We start from the raw sequence: 24891 nt of genomic DNA on the forward strand, positions 1-24891 counted from the left end.
TCCTTCGGGAAGAACGACCGACAGACAGTTCTACTGGCGGAATTCCCCGGAGTACAGACATCGAGAAAGACAAGGGATGACTCGGGGGCCGATCTGTTCTTTCGGTTTAGTGAAAGTTTTTATACTCTCACAATCGGTTTGTTCGCTATGGACGAGGCGACTCCCCCGGTCAACGGATGGCGCGAACTGGCCGAATCGATGCCCGGTGGCGTCGCGATCCAGGTCGACGAGGAGTTCGCCTACGTCACCGAAGAACTGGCGTCGATAGTCGGGACGGATGCGGATTCGCTCACCGGCAGACCGTGGCAAACACTGTTCGATAGGAACGAATCGGACCGCCTCGAACGAACCGCCGTCAGTAAAGCCCGGACTAAGGGTCGATGGGAAGGCAAGGCCCGAACGGGTGACCGGGGTGCCGGCGGAACGCCGGTCGAGATAGCGCTGTCCGCGACCGAGACGGGGAATCTGGTCTGGGCGGTGTCCGAACGTAGTGCCATCCCCGCCGAACGGAACGACGGTTCGGACCGCTACCAGTCGATCGTCGAGGCAGTCGGAGACGGCGTCTATGCACTGGACGAGAATCTCCAGTTTTCGTTCGTCAACGACGAGATGTGCGAGATGTTCGGACGCCCCGAAAACGAGTTGTTGGGGACGGACCCTCGAACGCTGTTCGTGGACGCGGACCAACTGGACATAGCCGCAGACATGCGAGAGCGGGTCGTTAGCGGGGACCTCAGCACCGGCACAGTGGAGGCAGTGACTGAGACACCCGACGGCGACCTGCTGGAGTTAGAGTCGTACTATCGACTGCGAGCGGAACCTGCTGACGGTGAGTTTCCGGGCAGTGTCGGGGTTGTCAGAGATGTCACCGAGCGTAATCGGCGCGAGCGGACTCTGGAACGCCAGCGCGACGAACTGGAGACGCTTGACAGGATCAACGAACTCCTCCTGGAAACCACACGGGAACTCATCCAGACGGCGACCCGAGAAACCGTCGAACGAACCGTCTGCGAACAGTTAGCGGCGTCCGATCTGTACCGGTTCGCTTGGGTCGGCGAGCGGGAGTTTGACGGAAACCGCATCGTTCCACGGGTTACCGCCGGTGACGACAGAGGGTATCTCGACGAAGTGACGATTACTGACACCAGGAGCGAAACCGGTCAGGGGCCGGTTGGACGCGCACTGCGTAGCAACGAGGTGACGGTAGCCAACGTCGACGACTCCTCGTTCGAACACTGGCGGGACGCGGCACGCGAACGCGGGTTCGAATCGGTCGTTGCAGTACCGCTTCGAGACGGGGAGACTGTATACGGTGTGATGGTCGTCTACGCGACCCGAGAAGATGCCTTTAGCGAGCGCGAACAGGCGGGTTTCGACGTTCTCGGTCGGACAGTCGGGTCCGTCATCAGCGCTGCAAAGAGCCGGGAACTGCTGTTCGCTGACGCGGTCGTCGAACTGGAGTTTCGCGTCGAAGACTCGGACACCGTATTCGTCCAAGCCGCGTCGGAGTTCGATTGCGAACTCGAGTTAGACGGGTACGTTCCATCGGCGGGGCGGTGGATCCTCTATCTCTCTGTCACCGGCGGTCGGCCCGTCGCCGTCGCCGAAGCGATGGCGAACGACGAGCGAGTCGAACGCGCTAGAGTCATCGGAGACGAGGGCGGTGACGGCCGCATCGAACTGGTCGTAGCGGAATCGTCGTTTCTCCACACTGTGACCGGAGTCGGAGCAACAGTTCAGGCCGCTTCCGCGGACGGCACCAGTATACGGTTGGTCGTCGAGGCTCCGGACGACGGGGAGATACGTGACATCGTCGACCAGATATTGAGCGTGTACTCGGACGCCGAACTGTTGGCCCACCGCGAACGCGACCGGGAGATTACGACGGTCGGCCGACCCGGCGGAGTACTGGATGACCTCACCGACCGGCAGCGAGAGTCCGTCCGGGTCGCCTACCGGTCCGGATACTTCGACTGGCCGCGCGAAAGTACAGCAGAGGAGATAGCCGAGTCGTTAGATATCTCGTCCGCGACGCTGCATGGACACATTCGGAAAGCCGAGCGGACTATCCTCTCAGCTCTGATAGATGACGATTGACATCCTCCCGCGCCGAAAGACGCCGAATCCCCGAAGGGGATAGTAACGGAGACGGAGACAGATTACGCACCGGTAGTCACAACGTATCACGAAGCATTTCGTCCGCCTCCCCAGGACACTACGTGAGTAGGGGCTAGAACTTTAACGTTAGTCTGACAGGAAATCGTATGAATTCGTATACTACTCCCGCTCCGTATGAGCGGTGCGGATCCAACGAGGTCGGGGAATCGTGACAAGGAAACAGGCACTGTATTCCCTGACAAAGATAGGGTGGATCCTGATAGTGATCGGAACGACTGTCCTCGTGTTTATCGGTCAGACAGAACCGGTCATCGCCCCGTCGCAGCTACCGACAGAACCGATGGTCATCTTCGGCGGAGCGGCCGGAGCGGGGATCGCGGGGGTGCTAGTCGTCATGCATTTTCAGCATCGGTCGTGGAAAGCAATGGGTCGAAAGGCTGGGCTCACGCCGGACGGCGGGTCCGTTCTACCGCTCGGAAAACCGGATCTCACAGGCACAATCAACGGACGGCCCGTCCGGGTCCGGATAAAGACGCGCAAGTCCGGTACTAGCACCGAAGGTGGGACGAACACCACCTCGTACATGGTAGTCGAGGCAGACCTCGACCAACCGGCCGATGAAGGTGCCATTATCACCCGAAACGAGGGGCAAGCGGACGCAGAGCGGATCGATTTCGGCTCCACGTCGGTCATGAGTGAACCTGTCGACGGCGGATTCGTCACGTCCGCCGGGTCCGCAGATCTCGTCCGAAGCGTCCTCTCAGAACCCGTGGAAGACACTCTCCGTGAGGTCCACACGGTCGATAGACTACTCGTCGGTGACGCAGTAAGCACGCTCACTGACGCCGTCCCAGATATGGGAGACTCACTACTTGGCAGTGTCGCCGAAAGCGCGATGGAAATGAGCCTGTCCGGTGATCCGTCGACAGTGACACACGAAATGGACGACATCTTTGTCGACTCTGGCCTGCTCTTGCGACAGGTCAGGGCAGTCGTCGCAGTCGCGGACGCTTTCGAGGATGCGACTGCCGACGACAAACAGGGGTGAGATGTCGTTCGAGTGCGCCCACTGAACGTCTATTCGACGTGGGCTATAGCCACCGCAGGCTCTCAGTTGACGGCTTCAGATAGATGGTCGATCAGCATCCCGGTCACTTCCTCGCAGTCCATGTGAACCCAGTGTGACGCGTTCGGGAACGACCCTAACCGGCCGTTCTCGCAGTAGTCGACGCTCGCTTGCGCCATTTCCGGAACGAGCGCAATGTCGTCCTCCCCCCAGCAGACCAGCGTCGGCTGAGAAACGGTTTCGCGCGGTGGGCTGTCCGAACGGCTTGACTGTGCGCCAAGTACCGCTTCGGAGCATCTCCGGAAGGCTGAAACCAACCTTGTTCGGGCAGTGTTCGAGTACGCCTGATCAGGTCCGTTCTACAGCAGCGGCTCAGTGCCCCGACGCTGAATATCCCGTCGAAACTTCTTCTCGCGGGGTGTAGACGGTTCACAAGTCCCGTCTTCCGCATTCGTCCGACGGTTTCTATGGCGGCCGATCACGGATCGGAGTATTATCCCACGAGTAACTGCCCGATCCACGGGTCCCTGACAGACAGGACATTTTACGAAGCGTTGTCAGTGGGTTTTCATAGCCGTGGAGGGCGGTCGGAATTCAGCGCTAGAGAATAACAAGGAGAGAGTCGCTCTGTAGTCCGGACCGGATGTCAACGGTGTTTCGAGCCAAGTCTGAGATAGATCGTATCGTCCGTGTACGCCAGGTAGTACGCATACACCCCGACGGACGCCACGAGAGCGCCGGCCGCCGCCAGAAGAACGTTGTCCACGACACCCGGATCCCCGAGTCCGGAGTGGATCATCACCCCGCCGACGAGGAGAAACGCCGTCCCCGCGATCAGTTTTACTAGTCGAGCCATCAGTCCCGTCAGTATCGGTATTTCTTTGGCCATCTTCGGTCACCGAAGTGTCAGTCGGTCGCGCCGTCGCGTCTCTGTACTCGTATCCACAACCCGGACTGCCCGGAACCCGCTCTGTCGGGAGTTCATGCCGAAAAGTCAGCGTCATGAGCCGTAATCGTTGCCTCGCACGAGTACACTGCTCCGCCGTGAGCCTCGAAGGTCACCGCCTCAGCCGGCGGGTCCCCTCCTTCGGCGAGTGTCTCGCTGGACGCCGGATCGACCGCGCGGAAGTTACCGGCACGCCGCAAGACGATAGCGTCTCCCGTCGACGCCATCTGACTGTAGTCGCTCATGTCTTCCTCGACAGTCCACGCCACTTCTTCTGCGCCGGGGTCGATCGCGTAGAGGGTTTCCACGCCATAGGCGGTGTAGAACGCCTTACCTTCGGCCGTGACGACCTGTCCGCCGTTGCCGATATCGGCGTCGACTGAAACGTCGGTGCGGTCGCCCGTCTCGATGTCGATGAGCGTGAACGCGTCCCCATTCGGCGCTACCAGCGTCCCGCCGACGACGCCGGTTGTGTGGAGGTCAAGGTCAGATATCGTCCATATCTGCTCAGGCCCGGTTTCGAGGTCTAGATCGTATCCCAGTATCTCGGCGGACCCGTTGGTAGCTCTACGGCCGACCACGGCGTAGTTGCCCTCACCGGCGACCCAGTTCACTCCTTCCTGTTCTATGAGGCTACCGTGTCGGGAGCCGTCAGAGCCCATGGCGTAGAGACCGTCTTCTAAACTGTGGTACTGATGGGGAGTAATGACGTAGTCGGCGAGAGCCAGCATAGGCAACGAGCCTGTTCCGCCCTGGCTCTGTCCGTCTTTTTCGCCGTTCGCCCGCTCGATCGGGTACACCGTTCCCGGACCGGTTCGAGCGGCGTGGTGGACAAAAACGTGAGTGTCCGTCACGGCGAGCCTGTCGATGTCGCCGGTGTCTGAGGCCTCCCACTCGACGCTTTCGTTCTCGGTGTCGATCCCGTACAGGGTATCTTCCACGGCGACGGCCAAAAATCCAGAACCGATAGCAGTGCGATACGCCGTCGGCTCTACCGATTCAGTGGGTAGCTCTTTTTCCCATAGCGTCTCGAATCCCGTCCCCTGCGGGTTGCTGCCGTTCTCATCGTTGTCTTCGTCGTCGTCGCCGGTCCCTCCGTCACTCAAACAGCCAGCGAGACCAGCCGTGGCCCCAGTTGATGCGAGTATCCCAAGCACCGTTCTTCTGTCAGCTGTCGGTTTGGACATTATGTAGCGGTGAGGTGTTAGGCGTTTTAATTAGGACCCTACGTGAGTAGTGTCACGATATCAAGCGTCCGTGTCATCAAAAAGAGACCAGCGGTGTGACCGTCAAACGGCGCAGCGGCAGCCGGAACCAGTTACTATAGCTGTAAGATATAGGTATTAGATATAGATATGAGAAATACCTACAAGATATGACCCAATCCTGGATCTGACACGCAAGACTACTGCTTGAGGCGAGGAATAGCTCCCAAGTCGGCCCTATGGCGTCATCAGGTAGAAATATGACGCGATAGTATAGTTGCTAGGTATAGCTGTATCGTATAGGTATAACATATAGGTAAATGAGATAGTTGCCTCCAGTCGGCGATTATCCGTACCGTCGGAGTGATAGTCCGGAGTACACCGAGACAGTTTCTCTATAGTTCATAGCTATACGTCATAGCTATAGCTTAAACCCGTCTGTTGGATGAACAACTACTGTGAGCCCTGCTCCAGAGACGTGTTCAAGTCGTACGTGAGAGAGATAGATATTAGCTATAGGTATGGCCTATACATTAGGTCCAGTTCGGTCACGAACTAAAAACACCCGCCGCAGTACTGCGGTAATATTCGATACTATAGTTTAGTCCTATACCTATACGATACAGCTATACATCATATTCCAACAATTAAGCTATAACGTCTGACCTAGATTTATATTCCCGGCCTACAACTTCCACTCATATGTTAACCTACACGCCGGTGTCGGAGGCCGGAGGCGTCGGGAAAACGACGACTGCTGCGACACTCGCAGCGAGTCACGCGCGGGCGGGCCACGACGTTCTTGCGATCGATATGGATACGCAAAACGGAAGTCTCACGTATCTGTTCGGACCGGAGTACGACCGGGGCGACCCGGAAGTAGACAATCTCGTTCGGCATCTGGTCGGACGACCGAAGGGGGACTTCCACGACCTCACTCACGAAGTGGGGGAGGGTATTGACCTGATCCCGTCTCACAACATGCTCGAAGACGTCCACGAGTTCCTCCTGAACGAGAAGAACCAGGCGGAGAAACTCGGCGAGTCGTACAGCATGTACCACCAGCTACACCGGGTACTCAGCGACGCAAACGTCCGCGACGAATACGATGTAGTTATCGTCGATTCAGCGGGGAAGGCGGGTCCGATCCTCTACAACGCGCTCGTCGCGGTTCGGAACGTCGTCATCCCATTTGAAGCGACCGCGAAAGGACAGGAATCTATCGAAGGGTTAGACGACCTCGTCGACGGACTCGAAAGCAACATCGGAGTGGACGTTGGCGTCCTGTCCGTCGTTCCGATCGGCTACAAGGATACTCGCGACCAGCGAGAGATCCTGGATGCCCTCCGTGAGAGCGGGTTCCCCGTTCCCGTCGTGATCGGGGAACGCGGTTCGCTCATGGAGGGGTGCTGGAAAGAGCAGTGTAGCCCGTACGGGTACGTCGAGAACCACCGCGACCGCAAACGCGAGTACGAGATGGAGACGCTGGAGCAGTTCGACGACCTCGCTCGATATCTCGAACGGGAGGCGGGCGTCGAGCAACCGGAGGTGACAGCGTAATGGGGCTCAAGTCCGGCTCTCGCGACGCTGGACTCGACGAATCCGAAGACGATTCAGACGGGTCCAACGATGCGAAGTCGACCGAGACAGAGAGCATCGACAAGTCCGAAACGGCCGCCCAAGAACCGGACGAAACGCCGGAGGAAACGGCCCCTGAAGCGTCAACAGAAACCGATACCGGGGCGGAACCGGAGGACCAGCGGCCGACGATGGACTCGCTCCCGTACAAGATCCGCAGAAACAAGGTCAACGAAGGTCGGGAACAGGTCCCGTATTTCCTCCGAGAGGAGATCATAGAGGCGGAAACTGAGTTACAGGAGACGCTACAGGACCGCCTCGACGAAACCGTATACAAGTCGGACTACCGGGAAGCGTCTATGGTAGTTGCACAGCGGAACCCGGAACTCGTCGCCGAGGTTCTCCGGGAATGGGGGTACGATCTAGACACGGGATAGCGACGGATGGAATCGGCCTGACCGGTGTTCCAGTGCCGGCGCGTAAACCCGGACTGGGGGCGAAGGAGTTACCGACCCACTGACCGGCGAAACGGGAAAAGATTCATATCAAGAGCCAGTGTTTTCTGTGCTGTCGACACGCAGTCGTGCCGGCGAACTTACGACTGCAGTGGGAAGAAGACCGGGATGAAAATTAGCAGTTCATATACTGATGAGCACGATACGGAATGCGGTCCAGGGATTGCGAGGAGATGGACGCGGCTGGACACTTCTCATCGTGGCGATAGGGTGGCTGATCATCAGCGGCTCCCGGATCCTCTTTCCGGCGTTGATCCCACAGATCAAAGTCGACTTCGCGATCAACAATGCCAGCGTTGGGTTCGCGATGACGCTGCTGTGGCTGATGTACGCAGGGCTGCAGTTTCCGTCCGGGATCATGGCCGACCGGATCGGAGAGCGGAGGCTTCTCGCCGGAGGAGCTATCATCGCCGCGCTCAGTTACGGCGTGTTTTACCTCTCCCCGGTTTTTGTGGGCTTTCTCGCCGCCTGTTCTCTCTTTGGTCTCGGCGCTGGACTGTTCGGGACGCCCCGTGACATACTCGTCTCACGCACGTTTCCGGACGCAGATAACACCGCGTACAGCATTATCTTCGCCGCCGGAAGCATCGGCGCGGCGTTGCTCCCCTACATCGGGGCGACAATCGCGAACCGCTTGGGGTGGCGACCGGCCGTCGTGTGGCTGCTTCCGCTACTTCTCCTGGTTGGCGCTCTCCTGTGGTGGGTTGTCCCGTCCAGAGAGTCGTCTGGAGACACCGGAACCCTCTCGGCGGCGGAAACTGCGCGTCGGACTCTCAGTGCGTTGACTGAGCGGTCGGTGCTGTTAGGCAGCAGTGTCATGGTGCTTTTCATCTTCACATATCAGGCGCTCGTCTCCTTTCTACCGACCTATCTCGTCGAAGTCAAAGATCTCGACCAGGGGATCGCAGCCCTGCTGTTCGGGCTGTTGTTCGTGGCCAGTGCGATCATTCAACCTATCTCGGGCCATGTTGCGGACCAGTACGGAAAGCACGAGACCGTTCTCTCGTTGATCGCGCTGTCGACGGTGACGCTTCTGCTACTGCCGTTTACGAATGCTCTCATCGCGCTTGCTCTGCTCGTTCCGAGTTTGAGCGTCCGGAATGCGGTTTTGCCCCTGGCGAGCGCGTTTATCGTATCGGAACTCCCGGAGGATGTGCAAGGGGCCGTCTGGGGGTTTCTGCGAACGGTCCTGTTCGGCATCGGTGCCACGGGGTCTACAGTTATCGGACTGTTTGCCGATAGGGAGTTGTTCGATGTCGGGTTTCTCGGACTGGCGGCGTTGACAGCAGTGGCCGCAGTGTTGTGGGTGGGGATCGCTCGGCGGTCGCCCAGTTGATGGGGCCGATCCTCGTTTATGTCCGACACTATCGAACGGACGTTTTACAGAGGAGGACAGATGTAGCTGAAAGCAAGTAGCGTGGGCCGGAGCGCGATTACAATACTACATCTGTAACGACGAGGCGAAAATCAGGAGGAATCCCGACCACCGAAGCAAAGAACGGCCCGTGAGACGGATAAACTGTCAGTCCGGATCGAACGAAGGCCCCGGCTCAGGTGAGCATAAAGTCGAGTTGAATGACGTTCGCCGCATTACGCAGGGCCTCACAGAGCTCATCTCGGCGATCAGGTCGTTTGAACTGGCTACATGGGCCGGAGACGCTGATAGAACCGAGGGGGTGATCGTCGACGATAACGGGAGTAGCGATACAACACAGGCCGTCGACGCTTTCCTCGTTGTCGAACGAGATACCGGCGTCGCGGATCTCGGCTAACTCCTCTTCCAGACCGTCCCGGGAGGTGATCGTCTGTTCCGTAAACCCCTCCAGACCGTGGCGCTCGACGATATCGTCGACTCTGTCGACGGGGAGATGAGCCAGAATGGCTTTCCCGGTGGCCGTGGCGTGCATCGGACGCTGTTCACCGAGGTTCATGTACGCCTGCGTCGAATTGCTAGAGTTCGTCGCGTACACGCACGTCCCCAAGCCGTTCTCCTCGATGACGAGGTTCGTCCGTTCCTCCACCTCGGCCGCGAGTTCGTCTACCTCCTCTTTCCCCTGGCGATACAGGTCAATACTGTGCTGTACTGTCGCTCCGAGCTGGAGGTACTGGCAACTCAATCTGTACAACCCGTCTTCCTTGATCAGATATCCTGCCGAGGTGAGCGTGTTCAGATGCGTGTAGACGGTACTTTTCGGCAACGAAACCACGTCTGCGACCTCGGAGACGCCGATAGGTCCGCGGCGCTGGATGACTTCGACGATGTCGAACGAGCGTTCGACAGCCCCGATAGTTTTCGAATCCGTATCCATGATAGTTATTTATGCTGAATACGGAGATATACTTTTCGATGATAGTAAACGACCGTACGGTACAGGTGAAAGGTGATGTGGATCGGTACCAGAGTTCACGGAGAATCCAATTTCGAGAAGGCTAGGCAGACCCACTAGGCAAGCGAGGGCGAAGAGTAGACGTGTCGTCGGCGGGAGAGTGCCGTCAGTAGTTGACGGTTTCCGAGATAGCTTCCTCGATACGGGGGGGCTGGGGGATGTAGAAGTCCTCCATAGCCAACAGTGGAACCGGAACGTCGAACCCGGTCACCCGTTCGACTGGCGCTTCGAGGAACATCAACGCCTCGTCGTTTATCGTGGCGATGAGTTCTCCGGCGAACCCGCCGCTTTTCGGGGCCTCGTGGACGACGACGCACCGACCGGTCTTTTTCACCGACTGGACCACCGTCTCCCGGTCGAGCGGTGAGATCGAACGGAGGTCGATCAGTTCGACGTCGATCCCGTCGAGATTGTCGACGGCCTCGCGCGTCTTGTGCATCATCGCACCCCAGGCGATCACGGTGACGTCTTCGCCCTCCCGCCTGACTGCGGCCTCGCCCAGCGGTTCGGTGTACGTCCCATCGGGGACTTCCTCGCGGAACGACCGGTAGACGTGTTTCGGTTCCATGAACAGCACGGGGTCGGGGTCGCGGATGGCGCTGATCAGCATCCCTTTCGCGTCGTGTGGGGTGCTCGGAACGGCCACCTTCAGTCCGGGGATGTGGCTGTACACGGCTTCGAGGCTCTCGGAGTGGTGTTCGAGCGCACGGACGCCCGCACCGTAGGGGGTACGAACGGTCATCGGTGCCGTGAGCTCACCGCGGGTCCGCCAGCGTATCCGACTCGCGTTAGTGACTAGCTGGTCGAACGCCGGCGGAAGGAACCCTGAGAACTGGATCTCGGCGACCGGCCGGTATCCGTACGTCGCGAGACCGATCGCCGCGCCGACGATAGCGATCTCGGAGAGCGGCGTGTCGAGAACGCGGTCCCCGCCGAACGTCTCCTGGAGGCCCTCGGTCGCGCGGAAAACACCGCCGGACTCCGCTACGTCCTGACCGAACACAAGCGTGCGGTCGTCGGTGGCCATCTCCTCGTGCAAAGCGTCGTTTATCGCTTCGATTATCGTTGCCTGCATGGTTCACCCCTTGGGGCGCTGCTCGATGTGCTCGTACATGTCCGGTCGTTCGTCCAGCAGTTCCTCGTACTCAGATAGCTGTCGACGGAGTTCCGGAGGCATCTCCTCGTGGAGATGCTCGAATATCTCCCGGACGTCCCGCTCGGCGAACTCGTCGGCGGCCGCGACGGCGTCGTCGAACATCTCGTCTATCTCCTCGCGAACCGCCTCCTCGTCTATCGCCTCGAACAGCCCCTCCGACTGAAGGAACTCGCGGTAGCGCTCTAGCGGGTCCTGTTTCTCCCACTCCTCGACTTCGGACCGCTCGCGATAGCGCGAGGGGTCGTCGCTCGTCGTGTGGGCGGCCCGGCGATAGGTGACGGCCTCAACTAGCGTCGGCGTGCCATCCATCGCGTTCTCGCGTGCAGTCAAAACTGCGTTGTACACCGCGAGAACGTCGTTGCCGTCGACACGGATACCGTCGATCCCGTATCCGAGCGCCTTCTGGGCTACCGTGTCGGCGGCGGTCTGCTCCTCGAACGGGAGCGAGATGGCGTACTGGTTGTTCTGCGTGAAAAACACGGCGGGCGCGTCGAGTACGCCAGCGAAATTGATCCCCTCGTGAAAGGCCCCGGTAGACGTTGCACCGTCGCCGAGGTTGGCGAACGCGACGGAGTCGGCGTCGTCGAGTTTCATTCCCCACGCAGTCCCCGTGACGACCGGGACGTGCGACCCGATGGAGATGGCGACGCCGAACGAGTTCGCGCCGTCCATTCGGGACGCGTCCTCCAGTCCGCGCCAGTACAGCAGGAGGTCCCGCATCGAGAGGCCGTGTATTAGGAGCGTGCCGGCCTCCCGTCCGTACGGAAAGATCCTGTCCTGGTCGGAAAGGGCGAACGCGCTCCCGATGATGCTGGCTTCCTGTCCCCGGCCGGAGGCGTACGTGCCGAGTTTGCCCCGTCTCTGGAGTTTCGTCGCCCGGTTGTCGAACACCCGCTGGAGAACCATCCACCGATAGAGTTCTCGGAACGTTTCGTCGTCGAGGTCGGGCAACCGTTCGGCGTCGTAGGAGCCGTCCGGTTCGAGTATTCTGTACGTGTCCACGTCTACGTCGTCCTGCGAGACCGTTTCCGCATCGGCGGAGATCGGTCTCGCTGGCGCTGGCCGCGGATCCTCGTTCATGCGCTACTGACGCCTTGTCGAGAAGGGTTATAAAGCTTGACAGTTGTTTAATATATCCGATACTATCGGAGGCGATACCTCCGCCCGGGGAAAACGTTACAACCTAGCGGGCGAGGATAGCAGTAAGAGCATGACGACTATTGACACGTTCGAACAGTCGCTGGCCGACCTCCCGGCCGCGGTCGACCGAGTGTCGTCGGACGGGTTCGACGAGGCACTCGAACAGTGTCTCGAACGGCCGGCTGTGGGGGTTTCGCTCCCGTTCCGGGACCTGTCGTTAACCGACCACCCAGTCGAGACCGACCCGTCACCGTCCGCCCTCTCGGACGCTCGAACGGGCGTGACGCCGGTCGGTCCCGCTGTTGCCGAGTACGGATCGGTGGTGATCCCCTCCGGCGTCGACGGGGCCGAACAGGTCAGCCTCTACCCGGATATCCACGTCGGCGTCCTCGCCGCGAGCGACATCGTGGACTCGCTCGCGGAAGCCGTCGGAGAACTCTCGGAGGGTATCGCCGACGGCCTCACGAGCGCCGTCTTCGCGACCGGGCCGAGCGGGACCGCGGATATGGGCTCAGTCGTGTACGGCGCACACGGTCCCGAATCAGTCCGCGTGATCGTTCTGGAGGACCGATGAGCGAGGACTCCCGGAGGACGGCGGACCGCATCAGCGAACTCCTCCGCACGGAAGGCGAACAGGTCCAGGCCAACGTCACCCCGTTCAACGAGGGTCGCTACCGCCGCTACGCCGAGATGGACGACACGGAGGCGTACCGGTCGGAAGCCCGCCGGATCAAGGAAGACGCCATTGAACGCCTCCCCGAACTGATCGAGCAGGTACGGGAGACAGTCGAGAGCAACGGCGGATCCGTCTACCTCGCCGAGGACGCGGCCGACGCCAACGAGTATCTCCGCGAAGTGGCTCGCGGGAACGACGCCGGCACGGCGGTCAAGAGCAAATCGATGACTACCGAGGAGATCGACGTCAACGAACACCTCGAACGCGCCGGGGTGGACACTTACGAAACCGACCTGGCGGAGTTCGTCCTGCAGATCGCGGACGAGTCGCCGAGCCACATCGCCGCGCCGGCGATACACAAGTCCCGTTCGGAGATAGCCGACCTGTTCAAACGACATTTCGACCTGGACGAACCGCTTCGGACCGCCGAGGAACTAACGGCGTTCGCCAGCGACTACCTCGAGGAGCGGATCGCGGAGGCCGACATCGGTCTGACCGGCGCGAACTTCGTCACCGCCGACACCGGAACGATAGCGCTCGTGACGAACGAGGGCAACGCCCGGAAGTGCGCGGTGACGCCGGAGACACACGTCGCGGTCGCGGGCGTCGAGAAGCTACTGCCGAGTCTGGCGGACCTCCCGCCGTTTCTGAATCTCATCGGCCCGGCGGGTGCCGGCCAGGACATCACGGCCTACCTCTCTCTTCTGACCCCACCGGTCGACACGCCGGCTATCGACTTCGACGATCCCGATGCACCCGGCTTCGGGGGTCCGGACGACCGGGAGTTCCATCTGGTTCTGCTCGACAACGGCCGGACCGAGATGCGAGAAGACGACGAACTGCGCGAAACGCTGTACTGCGTGCGTTGCGGGGCCTGTGCGAACACCTGCGCGAACTTCCAGCAGGTCGGCGGCCACGCGTTCGGTGGGGAGACCTACAGCGGCGGAATTGCCACCGGCTGGGAGGCCGGCGTCCACGGCATGGACAGCGCGGCAGAGTTCAACGACCTCTGTACCGGCTGTTCACGGTGCGTCGAGGCCTGTCCCGTGAAGATCGACATCCCCTGGATCAACACGGTAGTCCGGGACCGGCTGAACCGCGGTGCCGACGCCTCGACGTTCGACCACCTTGTCGAGGGGCTGTCTCCCGACGACGAGTCCGCAGGGCTCGACCTCGGAAAGCGGCTGTTCGGCAACTTCGAGCGACTCGCGGCGTGGGGAAGCCGGACCGCGCCGCTGTCGAACGCGGTCGCCGATTCGACGCCGGCCCGGATCGCGCTCGAACGGGTCGCCGGCGTCGACCGCCGTCGGGACCTTCCGCGGTTTCGACGCGAGACGTTCCGAGACTGGTTTCACCAGCGCGATGCGGCGGCCCCCGACGACACCGGGCGGACGGTCGCGCTCTATCCGGACGTGTACACGAACTACGTGGACGTCGAGCGGGGCAAGGCGGCAGTCCGGACTCTGGAGGCACTCGGTGTCGATGTCACCGTACCTGACGCCTGCGGAAGCGGACGGGCACCGCTCTCGCAGGGCATGATAGAAACCGCAACGGAGCAAGCAAAGGCGGTGTACGAGTCGCTTGGTCCGGTGATCGAGTCCGGCAGAGATATCGTCGTTATCGAACCGAGCGACCTGGCAATGTTCCGGGGGGAGTACGACCGCCTGCTTCCCGAGACGGCGGCCGAACGGGTGGCCGAAAACAGTTACGAGGTCATGGAATACGTCTACGGTTTACTGGAGAACGGAGCCGACGCCGACGACCTGGCCGGGCCGAACGCGGACGAGACGCCGACCGAAGCGGCCCGAAACGGCGTCGCGTACCACAGTCACTGCCAGCAGCGGACACTCGGACTAGAAGCGCATACGGTCGCAGTGCTGGAGGCGGTCGGCTACGACGTGATCACGTCCGACGTGGAGTGTTGCGGGATGGCCGGTAGTTTCGGCTACAAGACGGAGTATTACGACCTGAGCGTGGCCGTCGGAGCGGACCTCCGCGACCAGTTCACGTCCCCGGAAGCCGACGGGCGTCTCCTCCTCGCCAGCGGAACCTCCTGTGCCGACCAGATGAACTCGCTGTTCGAGCGTCGAAGCGCCCATCCGGTCCAAATTATTTCTCCCGAAGTCGACCGGATAGCTGACCGAAGACGGTAACTTCCGGGGTGGGGTGTTATTCTCACCCAAAGCTATATTTGTGGAGGGAACACACTACCTTTAGCATGGCTGAAAAGAGGAATACAGAGTGCGGATCGTCTCCGCGACGACGCGACGTTCTGAAAGCTACCGCCGCGGCCGGGACGACGGGTCTCGTGGGAGTCACGGGTTGTCTCACAAACGAGGGCAGTGACGGGGACACCGTCACCGTGGGATGGCTGTACCCCCACACGGGCCCGTACAGCGGTCTCGCCGAATATCAGGAACAGGGTGCGAAACTGGCGATAGAACAGTTGAACGACAGCGACGACATCGACATCGAGATAGAAGGCCTGCACGAGGACACGCAGGCCGACCCCCAGACCGCTCGGCAGATCGCCCGACGGTACGTAGAGAACGAGAACGTCGATGTCGTCTGTGGCACTATCTCGAGCGCGGCGGGGTCCGCGGTTCAATCGTACACCGAGCAGCGGAACGTACCGTTTTTCCCGGACATCGCGGCGGACGAGATCACGATGGACTCCTGTACGCGGAACACGTTCCGCTACGAGACCCGAGCGAGCCAGACGGCGACCGCAGCGGCGAGTTGGGCGGTCGAGAACTTCGGAACTGACATCTGGGTACACAACGCGGACTACCTCTGGGGGAACAGCGTCGCCGAGGCGTGGAAATCACAGGCAAAGTCCGCAAACGGCAACGTGAACATCGAAGGGGAGACGACGAGCGAACTGGGCGCGACCGACTTCTCCACCTACATCAGCCAGATGTCCGATTCGGACGCAGACTGGGTAGTCACCGGACTCAACGGCGGGGACGCCGTGCAGTTCCTCAAGCAAGCCAACAGCCACGGACTCAAAGACGAGATGACGATCGTCAGTCCGGTGAACTCGTTCCAGTTCATCCGCAGGGCCGCCCCGGAGGCCTCGGTCGGGACGTACTCGGCCGTCCGGTACTTCGAAGGGTACGACTCTCCGGAGAACAAGGAGTTCGTCGACCTTTACACGGACCGCTGGGACCAGCCCCCGGACAACTTCGCGCACGTCTCGTGGACGCACATGTTCATGTACGCCCACGCCGTCGACTCGGCGGACTCCGCCGATCCAGACGACGTGATCGACGAGTTGCCGTCGATCGATTTCACCTCCCCGATGGGCCCGACGCAGTTCCGGGACTGTGACCACCAGGCGGTCCGTCCGTACAACGTGGGCGAGATAGTCGAACCCGACCAGCACGACTGGCCCTCTATCGATGTTATGCGGACCGTCTCTGCAGAAGATACGATGCTCCCATGCGAGGAAACCGGTTGTAACTTCTGAACAGGTACATGATCAGTCCAAGCCTGTTCGTCACGGAGTTGCTGAACGGACTCACCCTGGGGGTGTTGTATCTCCTCATAGCCGCCGGGCTGTCCGTGATCTTCGGAATGACGGACATCATCAACTTCGCTCACGGCGCGCTGTACATGCTCGGCGCGTACCTCGGGCTCTCGGTGATCGGCGTCACGGGGAGTTTCTGGCTCGCGTTGCTTATCGCGCCGATACTGGTCGGCGTCGTCGGAGCGGTGATGGAGCGTCTCACGCTACACCACATATACGACCGTGACCCGCTCTATCACATCATCCTGACGTTCGGCGCGATGCTGATGATCACGGAGGGAGTCAAATACGTCTGGGGACCTCAGCCCCAACAGTTCTCGACGCCCGCTATCCTCGCGGGCACGGCTACGATGGAAATGAGCATGCTATCGATCAGTTATCCGATATACAAGCTCTTTCTCATCGCCGCGGGCGTCGGCGTCGCGCTGCTCGTCTGGGGCCTGTTCAAGTTCACTGACTTCGGACTTATCGTCCGCGCCGGGGCACAGAACCCGGGGACCGTCCGACTGCTCGGGATCGACGTGTCGAACTACTTCACGCTCGTGTTCGCCCTCGGAGCGGCGCTTGCGGGGGCCGCCGGCGTTCTCGCCGCACCGTTTCTCAGCGTCTCGCCGTCGATGGGTGACTCGATCCTCATCGTCGCGTTCATCACCGTCGTCGTCGGCGGACTGGGTAGCTTCCGCGGCTCAGTCGTCGCCGCGATACTGATCGGACTCGTGGAATCGCTCGGGAACCTCCTCGTGCCGGAACTGACTGGGTTCTCCGTCTACCTCCTGATGATCGCCGTACTGCTCGTTCGCCCGCAGGGACTGCTCGGCGAGTACAAGGTGCGCCAGGCGTCCACGAAAGTCTCGTTCGACGAGGTTATCCCGCCCGTCCGGGTTACGTCGAAGACGGGCCTGGCAGCTATCGCCGTGCTCATGCTCGTTCCGCTCGGCATCGGCATCGTCTGGTCGTCGTACTACGTCGGCCTGCTCTCGCTCATTTTCGTCTGGGCGCTACTGGCGCTCAGCCTCGACATCGTGATGGGCTACATGGGACTGCTGTCGTTCGGCCACGCGGCGTTCTGGGGCGTCGGCGCGTACGTGACCGTGCTCACCACGATCCACTACACCGACCTGTTCCCGGTTGCGCTACTGCTTGCGGCGGTCACCTGCGGCGTCATCGCCTGGGGTATCGGCGCGCTCTCTATCCGGCTGACGGGAGTGTACTTCGCCATGATCACGCTCGCGTTCGCCGAACTGTTCCACCAGATCGGCGTAACCTGGAGCGAGGTCACTGGCGGCGCTAACGGGTTGATCATGCCGATTCCGCAGATGTTCGGCATCAACCTCGGCGACACGGTCGTGTTCTACTACCTCACGCTCGCCATCCTCGTCGGGACGTACGCGCTCTCGGTCCGGATCCTCGACTCGCCGTTCGGTCGCGTCGTCAAGGCCATCCGCGAGAGCGAGCGACGGACCGCCTCACTTGGGTACGACACGAACAAGTTCAAGCGTCGGGCGTTTGCCCTCTCGGGGACCATCGGCGGTATCGCGGGGTCGCTCTTCGCAGGCTACCAGTGGTTCGTCAGTCCCGAGACCCTGCATTGGGTCATCTCGGGCGACGCCGTTATCGCCATGATGCTCGGCGGTATGGGGACCCTGTTCGGGCCGATGATCGGCGCGGCCGTGTTCATCGGCATCAGCGAAGGACTCTCGGCGTACATCCCGGGGTGGCGGTTCCTCCTCGGACTGTTTCTGGTCCTCATCGTCATGTTCGCACCGCGTGGGATCGCCAGTCTCCCGCGCGTGATCTCGAAGTCGACCGGCGACGCTCGGAGCCGTCTCTTCGGTGATTCCGACGAGATCGACATCGCGGACTACGAACAGACCGCGGCCAAAGAGGGTGAGAACGAGTGACGATCCTCGAAACGGAGAACCTGACGAAGAAGTACGGCAACCTCGTCGCGGTCGACGACGTCGAACTCTCCGTCTCGGCCGGGGAGATACGGTCGATCATCGGTCCGAACGGCGCCGGAAAGTCGACGCTGTTCGACCTGATAACCGGGATGCAACCGCCGACCGACGGGCGGATCCGGTTCGACGGGACGGACATCACGGGTATGGCGTCTCACAAGATCGCTCAGCGGGGGATGTCCCGCTCCTTCCAGATCACAGACGTATTCGGCGGACTCACCGCCCTCGAAAACATTCAGGTCGCCGCGCAGGTCGACGACTCCCGCCGGAGTTCGATGCTACGTGACGCGGACGGCCTCTCGGAAGTCCACGGGAAAGCGATGGACGTGTTGGCGGACATCGGACTGGACGACCGCGCGCACCAGCGCGCGTCCGACTTCGCCTACGGCGACCGGCGCAAGCTAGAGATAGGGCTCGCGGTCGCGAACGACCCAAAACTGCTGTTGCTCGACGAACCGACCGCGGGAATGGGGTCCGAAGACACGAACTCTACGATGCAGATGGTACAACGACTCGCCGCCGACCGGGACTTCACGGTACTGCTCATCGAACACGACCTCGAGATAGTGATGAACGTCTCCGACCGCATCACCGTTTTGCAAGACGGCGGGGTCATCGCTGAAGGGCCGCCGGAGGCGATACAGGACGACGAAACCGTACAGGAGGCCTATCTGGGAGGGGTGTTCTCGTGACCGACCCGTTACTCTCGCTGGAGGACGTACACGCCTCCTACGGCGAGAGCCACATCCTCCGCGGCGTCTCGATGGAGGTCAGTCCGGGCGAGGTGGTCTCGCTCGTCGGCCGCAACGGGGCCGGCAAGACGACGACGCTACGAAGCATCGTCGGCGTCCTCGAACCGACCCGCGGGACCGTCACCTTCGACGGCGAGGACGTGACGCACCTCCCGGACCACGAGCGGGTTCAGCGCGGCATCCAGTACGTTCCCGAGGACCGCCAGGCGTTTCCAGACCTGACGGTCGACGAGAACCTCCGCATGGGCGACCTGCGGTCCGGTGGCGAGGGGATCTACACTATCGACGAGGTGTACGACGTGTTCCCGCGACTCCGCGAACGGCAGTCACAGTCGGCCTCGCACCTGAGCGGCGGGGAACAACAGATGCTCGTCATTGCCCGCGCGCTGGTGGGAGAGACGGAACTGCTCCTTCTCGACGAACCGAGCGAGGGTCTCGCGCCGCAGATCGTCCGGGACGTTCTCGACGTGATAGACAGGATCCGCGATGAGGGAGTTACGATCCTGCTCGTCGAGCAGAACGTCCACGCGGCCATGGAGACGGCCGACCGCCACTACGTGATAGACAGGGGCCAGATCGTCTTCGAAGGCGATACGGCTGCCCTCGAAGGCGACCGGGAAGTGCAGGAAAAGCACCTGGGCGTCGGCGCGACCCTCGACGAACCGCAGGACTGATCCCACTGTTTTTTTGCCGGCTGTGTCGTTTCGTACTCGCAGTCGTTCGCTGATTTTCCGCCCGTTCGAGCGCCGTCTCCGTCGAATCACGCGGCTGTCCTGACCGAACGAAATAAATAGGGTCGAACGGTGCTAGAGAACCACATGGGGTTCGACTTCCTGTACGACACGACGCTGGAGGACGACCAGATCTCCACGCATCGACAGAGTCGCGAGGACCACAGCAGTGACTGGGGAACGCTGGACGGGGGAGAGAGCCTGCCCGACGTCGTCGTGTGGCCCGAATCGGTCGAGGACGTATCGAGCGTGTTGGCGGCGGCGAACGAGCGGAGCGTGCCCGTAACACCGTACGCCGCGGGGACGAGCCTGGAGGGTCACGCGGTCCCGGTCGAAGGGGGAATCAGCCTCAACATGACGAAGATGGACCGGATCCTCGACATCAGGCCGGAAGACTTCCAGATCGACGTCCAACCCGGCTTGCTCGGGTCTGAAATCGACGAACTCGCCGGAGACCACGGGCTGTTTTTCCCGCCGCTTCCGTCGTCTGGAAAGATATCTACGATCGGTGGGATGATCGCCAACGACGCGAGCGGGATGCAGACGGTCAAATACGGCGAGATCCACGACTGGGTGCTCCGACTCGAGGCCGTCCTCGCCGACGGAACGGTGATCGAGACGGGGAGTACGGCGGCCAAGACCTCCGCGGGCTACAACCTGATGGACCTCCTCGTGGGGAGCGAGGGCACCCTCGCCGTCGTGACCGAGGCGACGCTCGAACTCGCCGGCCTCCCCGAACAGATATGGGGCGGCCGGGTCGTATTCGAGAACAGGACGGAGGCGTCAGCGGCCATCTCGGACGCGGTTCAGTGGGGGGTCGACGTCGCGAAGATCGAACTTATCGACGAGTTGAGCGCGGCGATGGCGAACCGGTATCTCGACGCCGACATGCCGGTCGCGCCGATGGCGTTCGTCGAGTTCCACAAGAACCACAACATCGAGGACGAGGTCGCGTTCTTCCGGTCTATCTTGGACGAGTACGACGTGTCCGAGGTCGAGATCACGGAGTCCGGTGAGGAGATGGACGAACTGTGGGAAGTCCGGGAAGAGATGGCGTCGGCATTGAAACACTATGACCCGGACCTGGAGATGCTCACTTCGGGGGACGTAACCGTGCCCATTAGCAAGTACGCCGACCTGATCGATTATATCTCGGAGCTAGAGACGGAACACGACCTCGAGATCCCCAGTTTCGGCCATGCCGGCGACGGGAACATTCACTACACCGTCATGGTCAGAGAGGGGGACGAAGAACACCGTGAACTCGGTGAGCGGGTCGACGAACAGATCGTCCGCCACGCCATCGAACTGGGCGGAACGTCGACCGGCGAACACGGCGTCGGAATGGGGAAACAGAAGTACCTCCCCGAGGAGTACACCGACGGGACGGTCGACCTCATGCGACGCATCAAGACGGCCTTCGACCCGAACGGGATACTGAATCCGGGGAAGATATTCCCCTCGGAGTAAGTCACGTGTGACGTAGGCTACGTAAAGAGGTCCTCGAACAGGGAGGCCTGAGCCCGGCGGAGACGTTCGAGGAACGCGGATTTGCTGATCCCGATCGCGTCTGCCACGTCGCCCGCGTCCGCCTCCCGCGGAACGGTGAAATACCCCATCTCGACGGCGCGTTGAATGCTCTCGATCTGGGCGGGTGTGAGGTCCCACCGTTTGGCAACTGGCTCGTCGTCAGTACGGAGCGGGTAGACGCGTTCGAGACTGACGCCCACCGTCTCGCCCGCGGTTTCCATGACGCCGTTGAGAACGTCGTAGCCGACGACGACACCGATGAGCAGCGCCCCCTCGGGCTGGTATCGTATCGATTCGACCAGGAGCCCTGCGCTGATTAACTCGTGGACGATACAGGGGTCCTTGGAGAGACAGCGGAAGTTGTCGCAGGTCTCCGTTCGGGAGCGGTGGAGATAGCGGATCCTGTCGTCACCGTCGAGTCGCTCCGAAAGTTGGTCGTTCGGGTCCGCGCTGAACTGGAGGAGAACGTTGCCGTCCGCGCGGAGTTGGGGAGGCCTCGCGGTGATGACCGTATCCGTGGCCCGACTCGCTTCGGCGAGCGGGCATTCGTCGCCCTCGATGCGGAACTCGACCATCAAGCACTCCTCGATCATCCTGTCTGTTCGAGCGGACCGCGAACACTTAAATGGACCACATGTTAGGGGTGTTTTGCTGTGGTAACTGCGAGCGAACGGTTTAAGTGATCTCTCTTCGCCAGGTTCGAGGCCTGTAAACCGCAGTCAGTTCCCGTGTTCGGGGCGTGACAGAGTAAATTATATGTGCAACGATAGTGAGTTTCATACGTGACATACAGCTACGAACCACACCACTTCGAGGACTTCGAGGTGGGCCAGACGTTCCAGAGCGTCGGGAGAACGGTCACCGAAACGGACTTCGTAACGCACTCGATGGTCACGGGGGACTGGACGGAACTCCACACCAACAAGGAGTACGCCGAGGACGGAAACTTCGGCGAACGCGTCGCTCACGGTCCGATGACGTTCTCGCTCGCGACGGGTCTGGTCTACCGCTGTGGCTTCCTCGAACGGACGGTGCTCGCGTTCCTCGGCATGAACTACATGGACATTCCGAACCCGGTGTTCGTCGACGACACCGTCTCGCTGGAGATGGAAGTCGAAGACGCCCGCGAGATCTCCAGCCGCGACGACTCCGGCCTCGTGGTGATAGACTCCACGATGACGAATCAGGAAGACACCGTCGTCTTCGAGGGCGACATGAAGTTCCTCATCAAGAGTCGGAACTAACCGAGCCATCCGTTTCACCTGCCTCGCCGCCAACGGCGAGCGGTTTCCCGTCCACGAAGAGCCTCTCGCCTGCCGGTCTGTGCTCGGCGTACCCGTCGAAATACTCCATTAGCTGGATGAGCGCTCCCGTCGGGTTACTGGGAGAGATAAACGCCTCCGCCCAGTGGTCGAACGCCGCCCTGTCCACGATCTGGTACCCCTGTGCCTCTAGTCCGCGGACAGCGGCGTCGATATCAGCCACCTCCAGCGTGATGTGGTGCAGTCCCGGCCCCTTCTCTTCGAGAAACGCCGTCAGAAACGACTCGGTTCCGGGTTTCGGGGCGACGAGTTCGAGACGGGATGCGTCCCCGAGCACGTACGTCGCCCACGTGAATCGGCCGTCATCGCTTTCCTCTTCGTGGATCTTCTCACAGCCGAGCGCGAACAGCAACCGCTCACCGTCTTCGATCGATTCGACGGCGATACCGACGTGGTCCATGCGCATCTGCGGCACGTCACTCATACCGAAACGGTTCACGGCGACGATAAAAAACGCTCCCCTGACAGCCGGACCGACGAGGCCGAAACAGCAAGATACCGACCGGCCTACGCCATCTTCTCGAAGGGCTGCTCGCAGTCGTTACAGAAATGCATCGACCGGCACAGCGACGGGCCCTTCGGATGGTCCCGCTCGGTGTTTTCTGACCCGCAGTACGGGCACTCTGCGGGTTCGTGCTCGCCGTCGGTCTGGACGGAGGGGTCGTTTCCCCAGCTCATATGCTCAGTCCGAACTCCTTGAGGTCCTCTTCGCCCTGTTCCGTGACCATTTCGAGAGTCCACTCGGGACTCCAGACGAGCTGGACGGAGGCGTCCGCGACGCCGTCGACCGCGCCGACTTCGTCGGTGACCTGCGAGAGCAGCATCTCCCGGGCCGGACAGCCGGTGTACGTCAGCGTCATCGCGATCGTTACGTCCGAGCCGTCACCGTCGGCGGCGTCCGTCGCATCGACGCCGTAGATCAGCCCCAGGTCCACGATGCTGATCGGCATCTCGGGGTCCTCTATCTCGTAGAGGACGTCCCACACGGCGGCTTCGAGCCCGTCCGCGTCCTCGCCCGTCGCCGGAAGGTCCTCGACGTCACCACCCTCGCGATACTCCGTGTACTGACACGGCGTCGCGTCAGCGTCCGGGTCGGAGGGTAACTCGCTACTCATCTCAGCTCGGGTCCTCCATGAGCGTGGTCGCCTCCGTCCGGCCGAGGTCGCGGTACGTCTGGGTGAAATCATCGTAGAGGGCCTCCCAGTCGTCCGTGTGGTTGCCGTCTCGACCGATCTCGGGGGGAAGGTCGGCGCTGGTGATCGTCCCGTCCTCGGAGATGGGAACGTCGAGCCCGTAGCTTTCGAGTTTCGGAACGACGTTCGAGAGCCACTCCTCGCCGAGTTCGTCGAGCGGTTCGGTCCGGTACTCGTTGTCGACGATCCGGGCTTCGACATCCGGGTCCGTCGGCTCGAAGAGAGTCAGCGCGTACGGGAACAGCCGGTCGACGGCCTCCTGAAGGCGACGCTGACCGTCGTCGTCGGAGGCGAGCCGATCGAGCCAGCTCTCCGCGTGTTCGAGGTGATAGTCCTCCTCGCTCTGGATCTTCCCGACGCGGTCGCGGATCGGCCCGTACGACGAGTCTTCGAGCGCCTCCAGTCGGAGGTCTTCAGCGACATCGTAGAGGTACGTCCGAACGATAGCGTCGCTCCAGTCGCCCTCCTCGAACGGCAGTTCCGTCATCGTGCTGTGGCGGAACGTCTCCGGATCGCGCTCGAACAGGAGGTCCGGTTCGTCGTAGCCGAAGTCCTGTAGCAGGTCGTACCACAGCCTCGCGTGACCGAGTTCGTCCTGCGCGATGTTCGACAGGGCGAGGTCCGACTCCAGCGTGGGCGCGCGGACCTGCCACTCCGTGTATCGCTCGGCGGCGACGAACTCGTCGTCGGCGAGGCGATAGAGCAGGTGCTGCACCGCTTCCCGCTGGTCGTCGTCCAGGTCCTCAACCGGCGCGGCGGCAGTCGAAGACATTAGCTATCCCCCCGCTGGCGTTCGGCCTCCGCCTGCTCGTTCGCCGATTCCTCGACTTCCTTGGCGGGCGGCTCGATGTTGTAGGCGGTCGACCAGCGGTAGGACTTGTCGGTCGTCCCGCCGAAGCTCGTTTCCTCGGCGTCCACTTCGCCGACCTCCTCCTGCGGAACGACCCACAGGCTGTTGGTCGGTTTCCGGCGACCGTGCTGGATCTGCGCGAACAGCTTCGCCATCTCGCGGTCCGGTGCGTGGACGTTTCCGCAGTGCGTGTGGTACTCGCCCGTCTTCTTCTGTCGGAATACTTCCCAGATCATGGT

Annotated in this window: 25 protein-coding genes and 1 pseudogene; 14 read left to right on the top strand and 12 right to left on the bottom strand. The window is 61.4% G+C overall.

All coding sequences use genetic code 11. The features are described from left to right. The first annotated feature begins 147 nt into the window (after positions 1-147). Complete coding sequence (locus SM753_RS14665; protein WP_323192170.1) at positions 148-2097, top strand: bacterio-opsin activator domain-containing protein; 1950 nt, start codon at positions 148-150, stop codon at positions 2095-2097. Between the two features lie 283 nt (positions 2098-2380). Continuing rightward, complete coding sequence (locus SM753_RS14670) at positions 2381-3166, top strand: hypothetical protein (RefSeq protein WP_323192171.1); 786 nt, start codon at positions 2381-2383, stop codon at positions 3164-3166. Positions 3167-3228: 62 nt separating this feature from the next. Here the strand turns inward: SM753_RS14670 and SM753_RS21390 are convergent. Next, positions 3229-3447 (bottom strand): annotated as a pseudogene (locus SM753_RS21390) (alpha/beta fold hydrolase); the annotation flags it as partial. Between SM753_RS21390 and SM753_RS21395 the strand changes: the two are divergent. After that, a complete protein-coding gene (locus tag SM753_RS21395; RefSeq protein ID WP_369335365.1) occupies positions 3437-3532 on the top strand; it encodes a hypothetical protein in 96 nt (31 codons plus the stop codon). The pseudogene SM753_RS21390 and the gene SM753_RS21395 sit on opposite strands and share 11 nt — an antisense overlap. Before the next feature lie 298 nt (positions 3533-3830). On the opposite strand, the gene SM753_RS14680 is transcribed toward SM753_RS21395, so the two are convergent. Continuing rightward, entirely contained in the window at positions 3831-4073 is a 243-nt protein-coding gene (locus SM753_RS14680; protein ID WP_323192173.1) for a hypothetical protein, read from the bottom strand. A gap of 92 nt (positions 4074-4165) precedes the next feature. Beyond that, a complete protein-coding gene (locus SM753_RS14685; protein ID WP_323192174.1) occupies positions 4166-5236 on the bottom strand; it encodes a PQQ-binding-like beta-propeller repeat protein in 1071 nt (356 codons plus the stop codon). 801 nt (positions 5237-6037) lie between these two features. Here SM753_RS14685 and SM753_RS14690 point away from each other — a divergent pair. The 3 genes from SM753_RS14690 to SM753_RS14700 all read left to right on the top strand — a co-directional run bounded on the left by SM753_RS14690 (position 6038) and on the right by SM753_RS14700 (position 8764). Continuing rightward, positions 6038-6895 carry a ParA family protein gene (locus tag SM753_RS14690; protein ID WP_135536002.1) on the top strand — a complete coding sequence of 286 codons (858 nt, stop codon included), beginning with the start codon at positions 6038-6040 and terminating at the stop codon, positions 6893-6895. Next, the gene (locus SM753_RS14695; RefSeq protein ID WP_323192175.1) at positions 6895-7350 is read left to right on the top strand and encodes a hypothetical protein; all 456 of its coding nucleotides are present in this window, start codon (positions 6895-6897) and stop codon (positions 7348-7350) included. Before SM753_RS14690 ends, SM753_RS14695 begins: the two co-directional genes overlap by 1 nt. Before the next feature lie 211 nt (positions 7351-7561). After that, positions 7562-8764 (top strand): MFS transporter, encoded by a 1203-nt coding sequence (locus SM753_RS14700; protein ID WP_323192176.1) that lies wholly within the window; start codon positions 7562-7564, stop codon positions 8762-8764. A gap of 214 nt (positions 8765-8978) precedes the next feature. Here the strand turns inward: SM753_RS14700 and SM753_RS14705 are convergent, their stop codons facing one another. The 3 genes from SM753_RS14705 to SM753_RS14715 form a co-directional block, all read right to left on the bottom strand. Beyond that, positions 8979-9737: an IclR family transcriptional regulator gene (locus SM753_RS14705; RefSeq protein WP_323192177.1), complete on the bottom strand. Its 759-nt coding sequence runs from the start codon at positions 9735-9737 to the stop codon at positions 8979-8981. A gap of 184 nt (positions 9738-9921) precedes the next feature. Further along, the gene (locus tag SM753_RS14710; RefSeq protein WP_323192178.1) at positions 9922-10890 is read right to left on the bottom strand and encodes an alpha-ketoacid dehydrogenase subunit beta; all 969 of its coding nucleotides are present in this window, start codon (positions 10888-10890) and stop codon (positions 9922-9924) included. A gap of 3 nt (positions 10891-10893) precedes the next feature. Beyond that, a complete protein-coding gene (locus tag SM753_RS14715; RefSeq protein ID WP_135535998.1) occupies positions 10894-12051 on the bottom strand; it encodes a thiamine pyrophosphate-dependent dehydrogenase E1 component subunit alpha in 1158 nt (385 codons plus the stop codon). 130 nt (positions 12052-12181) lie between these two features. Between SM753_RS14715 and SM753_RS14720 the strand changes: the two genes are divergently transcribed. From SM753_RS14720 to SM753_RS14750, 7 genes are all read left to right on the top strand, one after another. Further along, a complete protein-coding gene (locus tag SM753_RS14720) occupies positions 12182-12685 on the top strand; it encodes an LUD domain-containing protein (protein ID WP_138798758.1) in 504 nt (167 codons plus the stop codon). After that, a complete protein-coding gene (locus SM753_RS14725; RefSeq protein WP_323192179.1) occupies positions 12682-14940 on the top strand; it encodes an LUD domain-containing protein in 2259 nt (752 codons plus the stop codon). Before SM753_RS14720 ends, SM753_RS14725 begins: the two co-directional genes overlap by 4 nt. 65 nt (positions 14941-15005) lie before the next feature. After that, complete coding sequence (locus SM753_RS14730) at positions 15006-16256, top strand: ABC transporter substrate-binding protein (protein WP_323192180.1); 1251 nt, start codon at positions 15006-15008, stop codon at positions 16254-16256. An 8-nt stretch (positions 16257-16264) separates the two neighbouring features. After that, complete coding sequence (locus tag SM753_RS14735; RefSeq protein ID WP_323192181.1) at positions 16265-18217, top strand: ABC transporter permease; 1953 nt, start codon at positions 16265-16267, stop codon at positions 18215-18217. Beyond that, positions 18214-18966 carry an ABC transporter ATP-binding protein gene (locus SM753_RS14740; RefSeq protein ID WP_323192182.1) on the top strand — a complete coding sequence of 251 codons (753 nt, stop codon included), beginning with the start codon at positions 18214-18216 and terminating at the stop codon, positions 18964-18966. The genes SM753_RS14735 and SM753_RS14740 overlap by 4 nt, the downstream gene beginning before the upstream one ends. Next, positions 18963-19700 carry an ABC transporter ATP-binding protein gene (locus SM753_RS14745; protein WP_323192183.1) on the top strand — a complete coding sequence of 246 codons (738 nt, stop codon included), beginning with the start codon at positions 18963-18965 and terminating at the stop codon, positions 19698-19700. The genes SM753_RS14740 and SM753_RS14745 overlap by 4 nt, the downstream gene beginning before the upstream one ends. Before the next feature lie 144 nt (positions 19701-19844). Further along, positions 19845-21227 (top strand): FAD-binding oxidoreductase, encoded by a 1383-nt coding sequence (locus tag SM753_RS14750; RefSeq protein WP_369335366.1) that lies wholly within the window; start codon positions 19845-19847, stop codon positions 21225-21227. A 17-nt stretch (positions 21228-21244) separates the two neighbouring features. On the opposite strand, the gene SM753_RS14755 is transcribed toward SM753_RS14750, so the two are convergent. Beyond that, positions 21245-21880 (bottom strand): helix-turn-helix domain-containing protein, encoded by a 636-nt coding sequence (locus SM753_RS14755; protein ID WP_135535992.1) that lies wholly within the window; start codon positions 21878-21880, stop codon positions 21245-21247. Positions 21881-22069: 189 nt separating this feature from the next. Between SM753_RS14755 and SM753_RS14760 the strand changes: the two genes are divergently transcribed. Further along, on the top strand, positions 22070-22531 hold the full coding sequence (locus SM753_RS14760) for a MaoC/PaaZ C-terminal domain-containing protein (RefSeq protein ID WP_323192185.1): 462 nt from the start codon (positions 22070-22072) through the stop codon (positions 22529-22531). On the opposite strand, the gene SM753_RS14765 is transcribed toward SM753_RS14760, so the two are convergent. The 5 genes from SM753_RS14765 to paaB form a co-directional block, all read right to left on the bottom strand. Beyond that, complete coding sequence (locus tag SM753_RS14765; protein ID WP_323192186.1) at positions 22515-23033, bottom strand: VOC family protein; 519 nt, start codon at positions 23031-23033, stop codon at positions 22515-22517. The two genes, SM753_RS14760 and SM753_RS14765, sit on opposite strands and share 17 nt — an antisense overlap. A gap of 83 nt (positions 23034-23116) precedes the next feature. Next, positions 23117-23287 carry a 1,2-phenylacetyl-CoA epoxidase subunit PaaE gene (gene paaE, locus SM753_RS14770; RefSeq protein ID WP_202613910.1) on the bottom strand — a complete coding sequence of 57 codons (171 nt, stop codon included), beginning with the start codon at positions 23285-23287 and terminating at the stop codon, positions 23117-23119. Next, on the bottom strand, positions 23284-23724 hold the full coding sequence (paaD, locus tag SM753_RS14775; RefSeq protein ID WP_323192187.1) for a 1,2-phenylacetyl-CoA epoxidase subunit PaaD: 441 nt from the start codon (positions 23722-23724) through the stop codon (positions 23284-23286). The genes paaE and paaD overlap by 4 nt, the downstream gene beginning before the upstream one ends. Position 23725: 1 nt before the next feature. Continuing rightward, complete coding sequence (paaC, locus tag SM753_RS14780) at positions 23726-24574, bottom strand: 1,2-phenylacetyl-CoA epoxidase subunit PaaC (RefSeq protein WP_323192188.1); 849 nt, start codon at positions 24572-24574, stop codon at positions 23726-23728. Next, complete coding sequence (paaB, locus tag SM753_RS14785) at positions 24574-24888, bottom strand: 1,2-phenylacetyl-CoA epoxidase subunit PaaB (protein ID WP_135535987.1); 315 nt, start codon at positions 24886-24888, stop codon at positions 24574-24576. Before paaB ends, paaC begins: the two co-directional genes overlap by 1 nt. Between the last annotated feature and the right edge of the window lie 3 nt (positions 24889-24891).

Source organism: Halostella sp. PRR32 (genome assembly GCF_034808085.1).
In the GTDB taxonomy this organism is placed as follows: Archaea; Halobacteriota; Halobacteria; order Halobacteriales; family Natronoarchaeaceae; genus Halostella; species Halostella pelagica.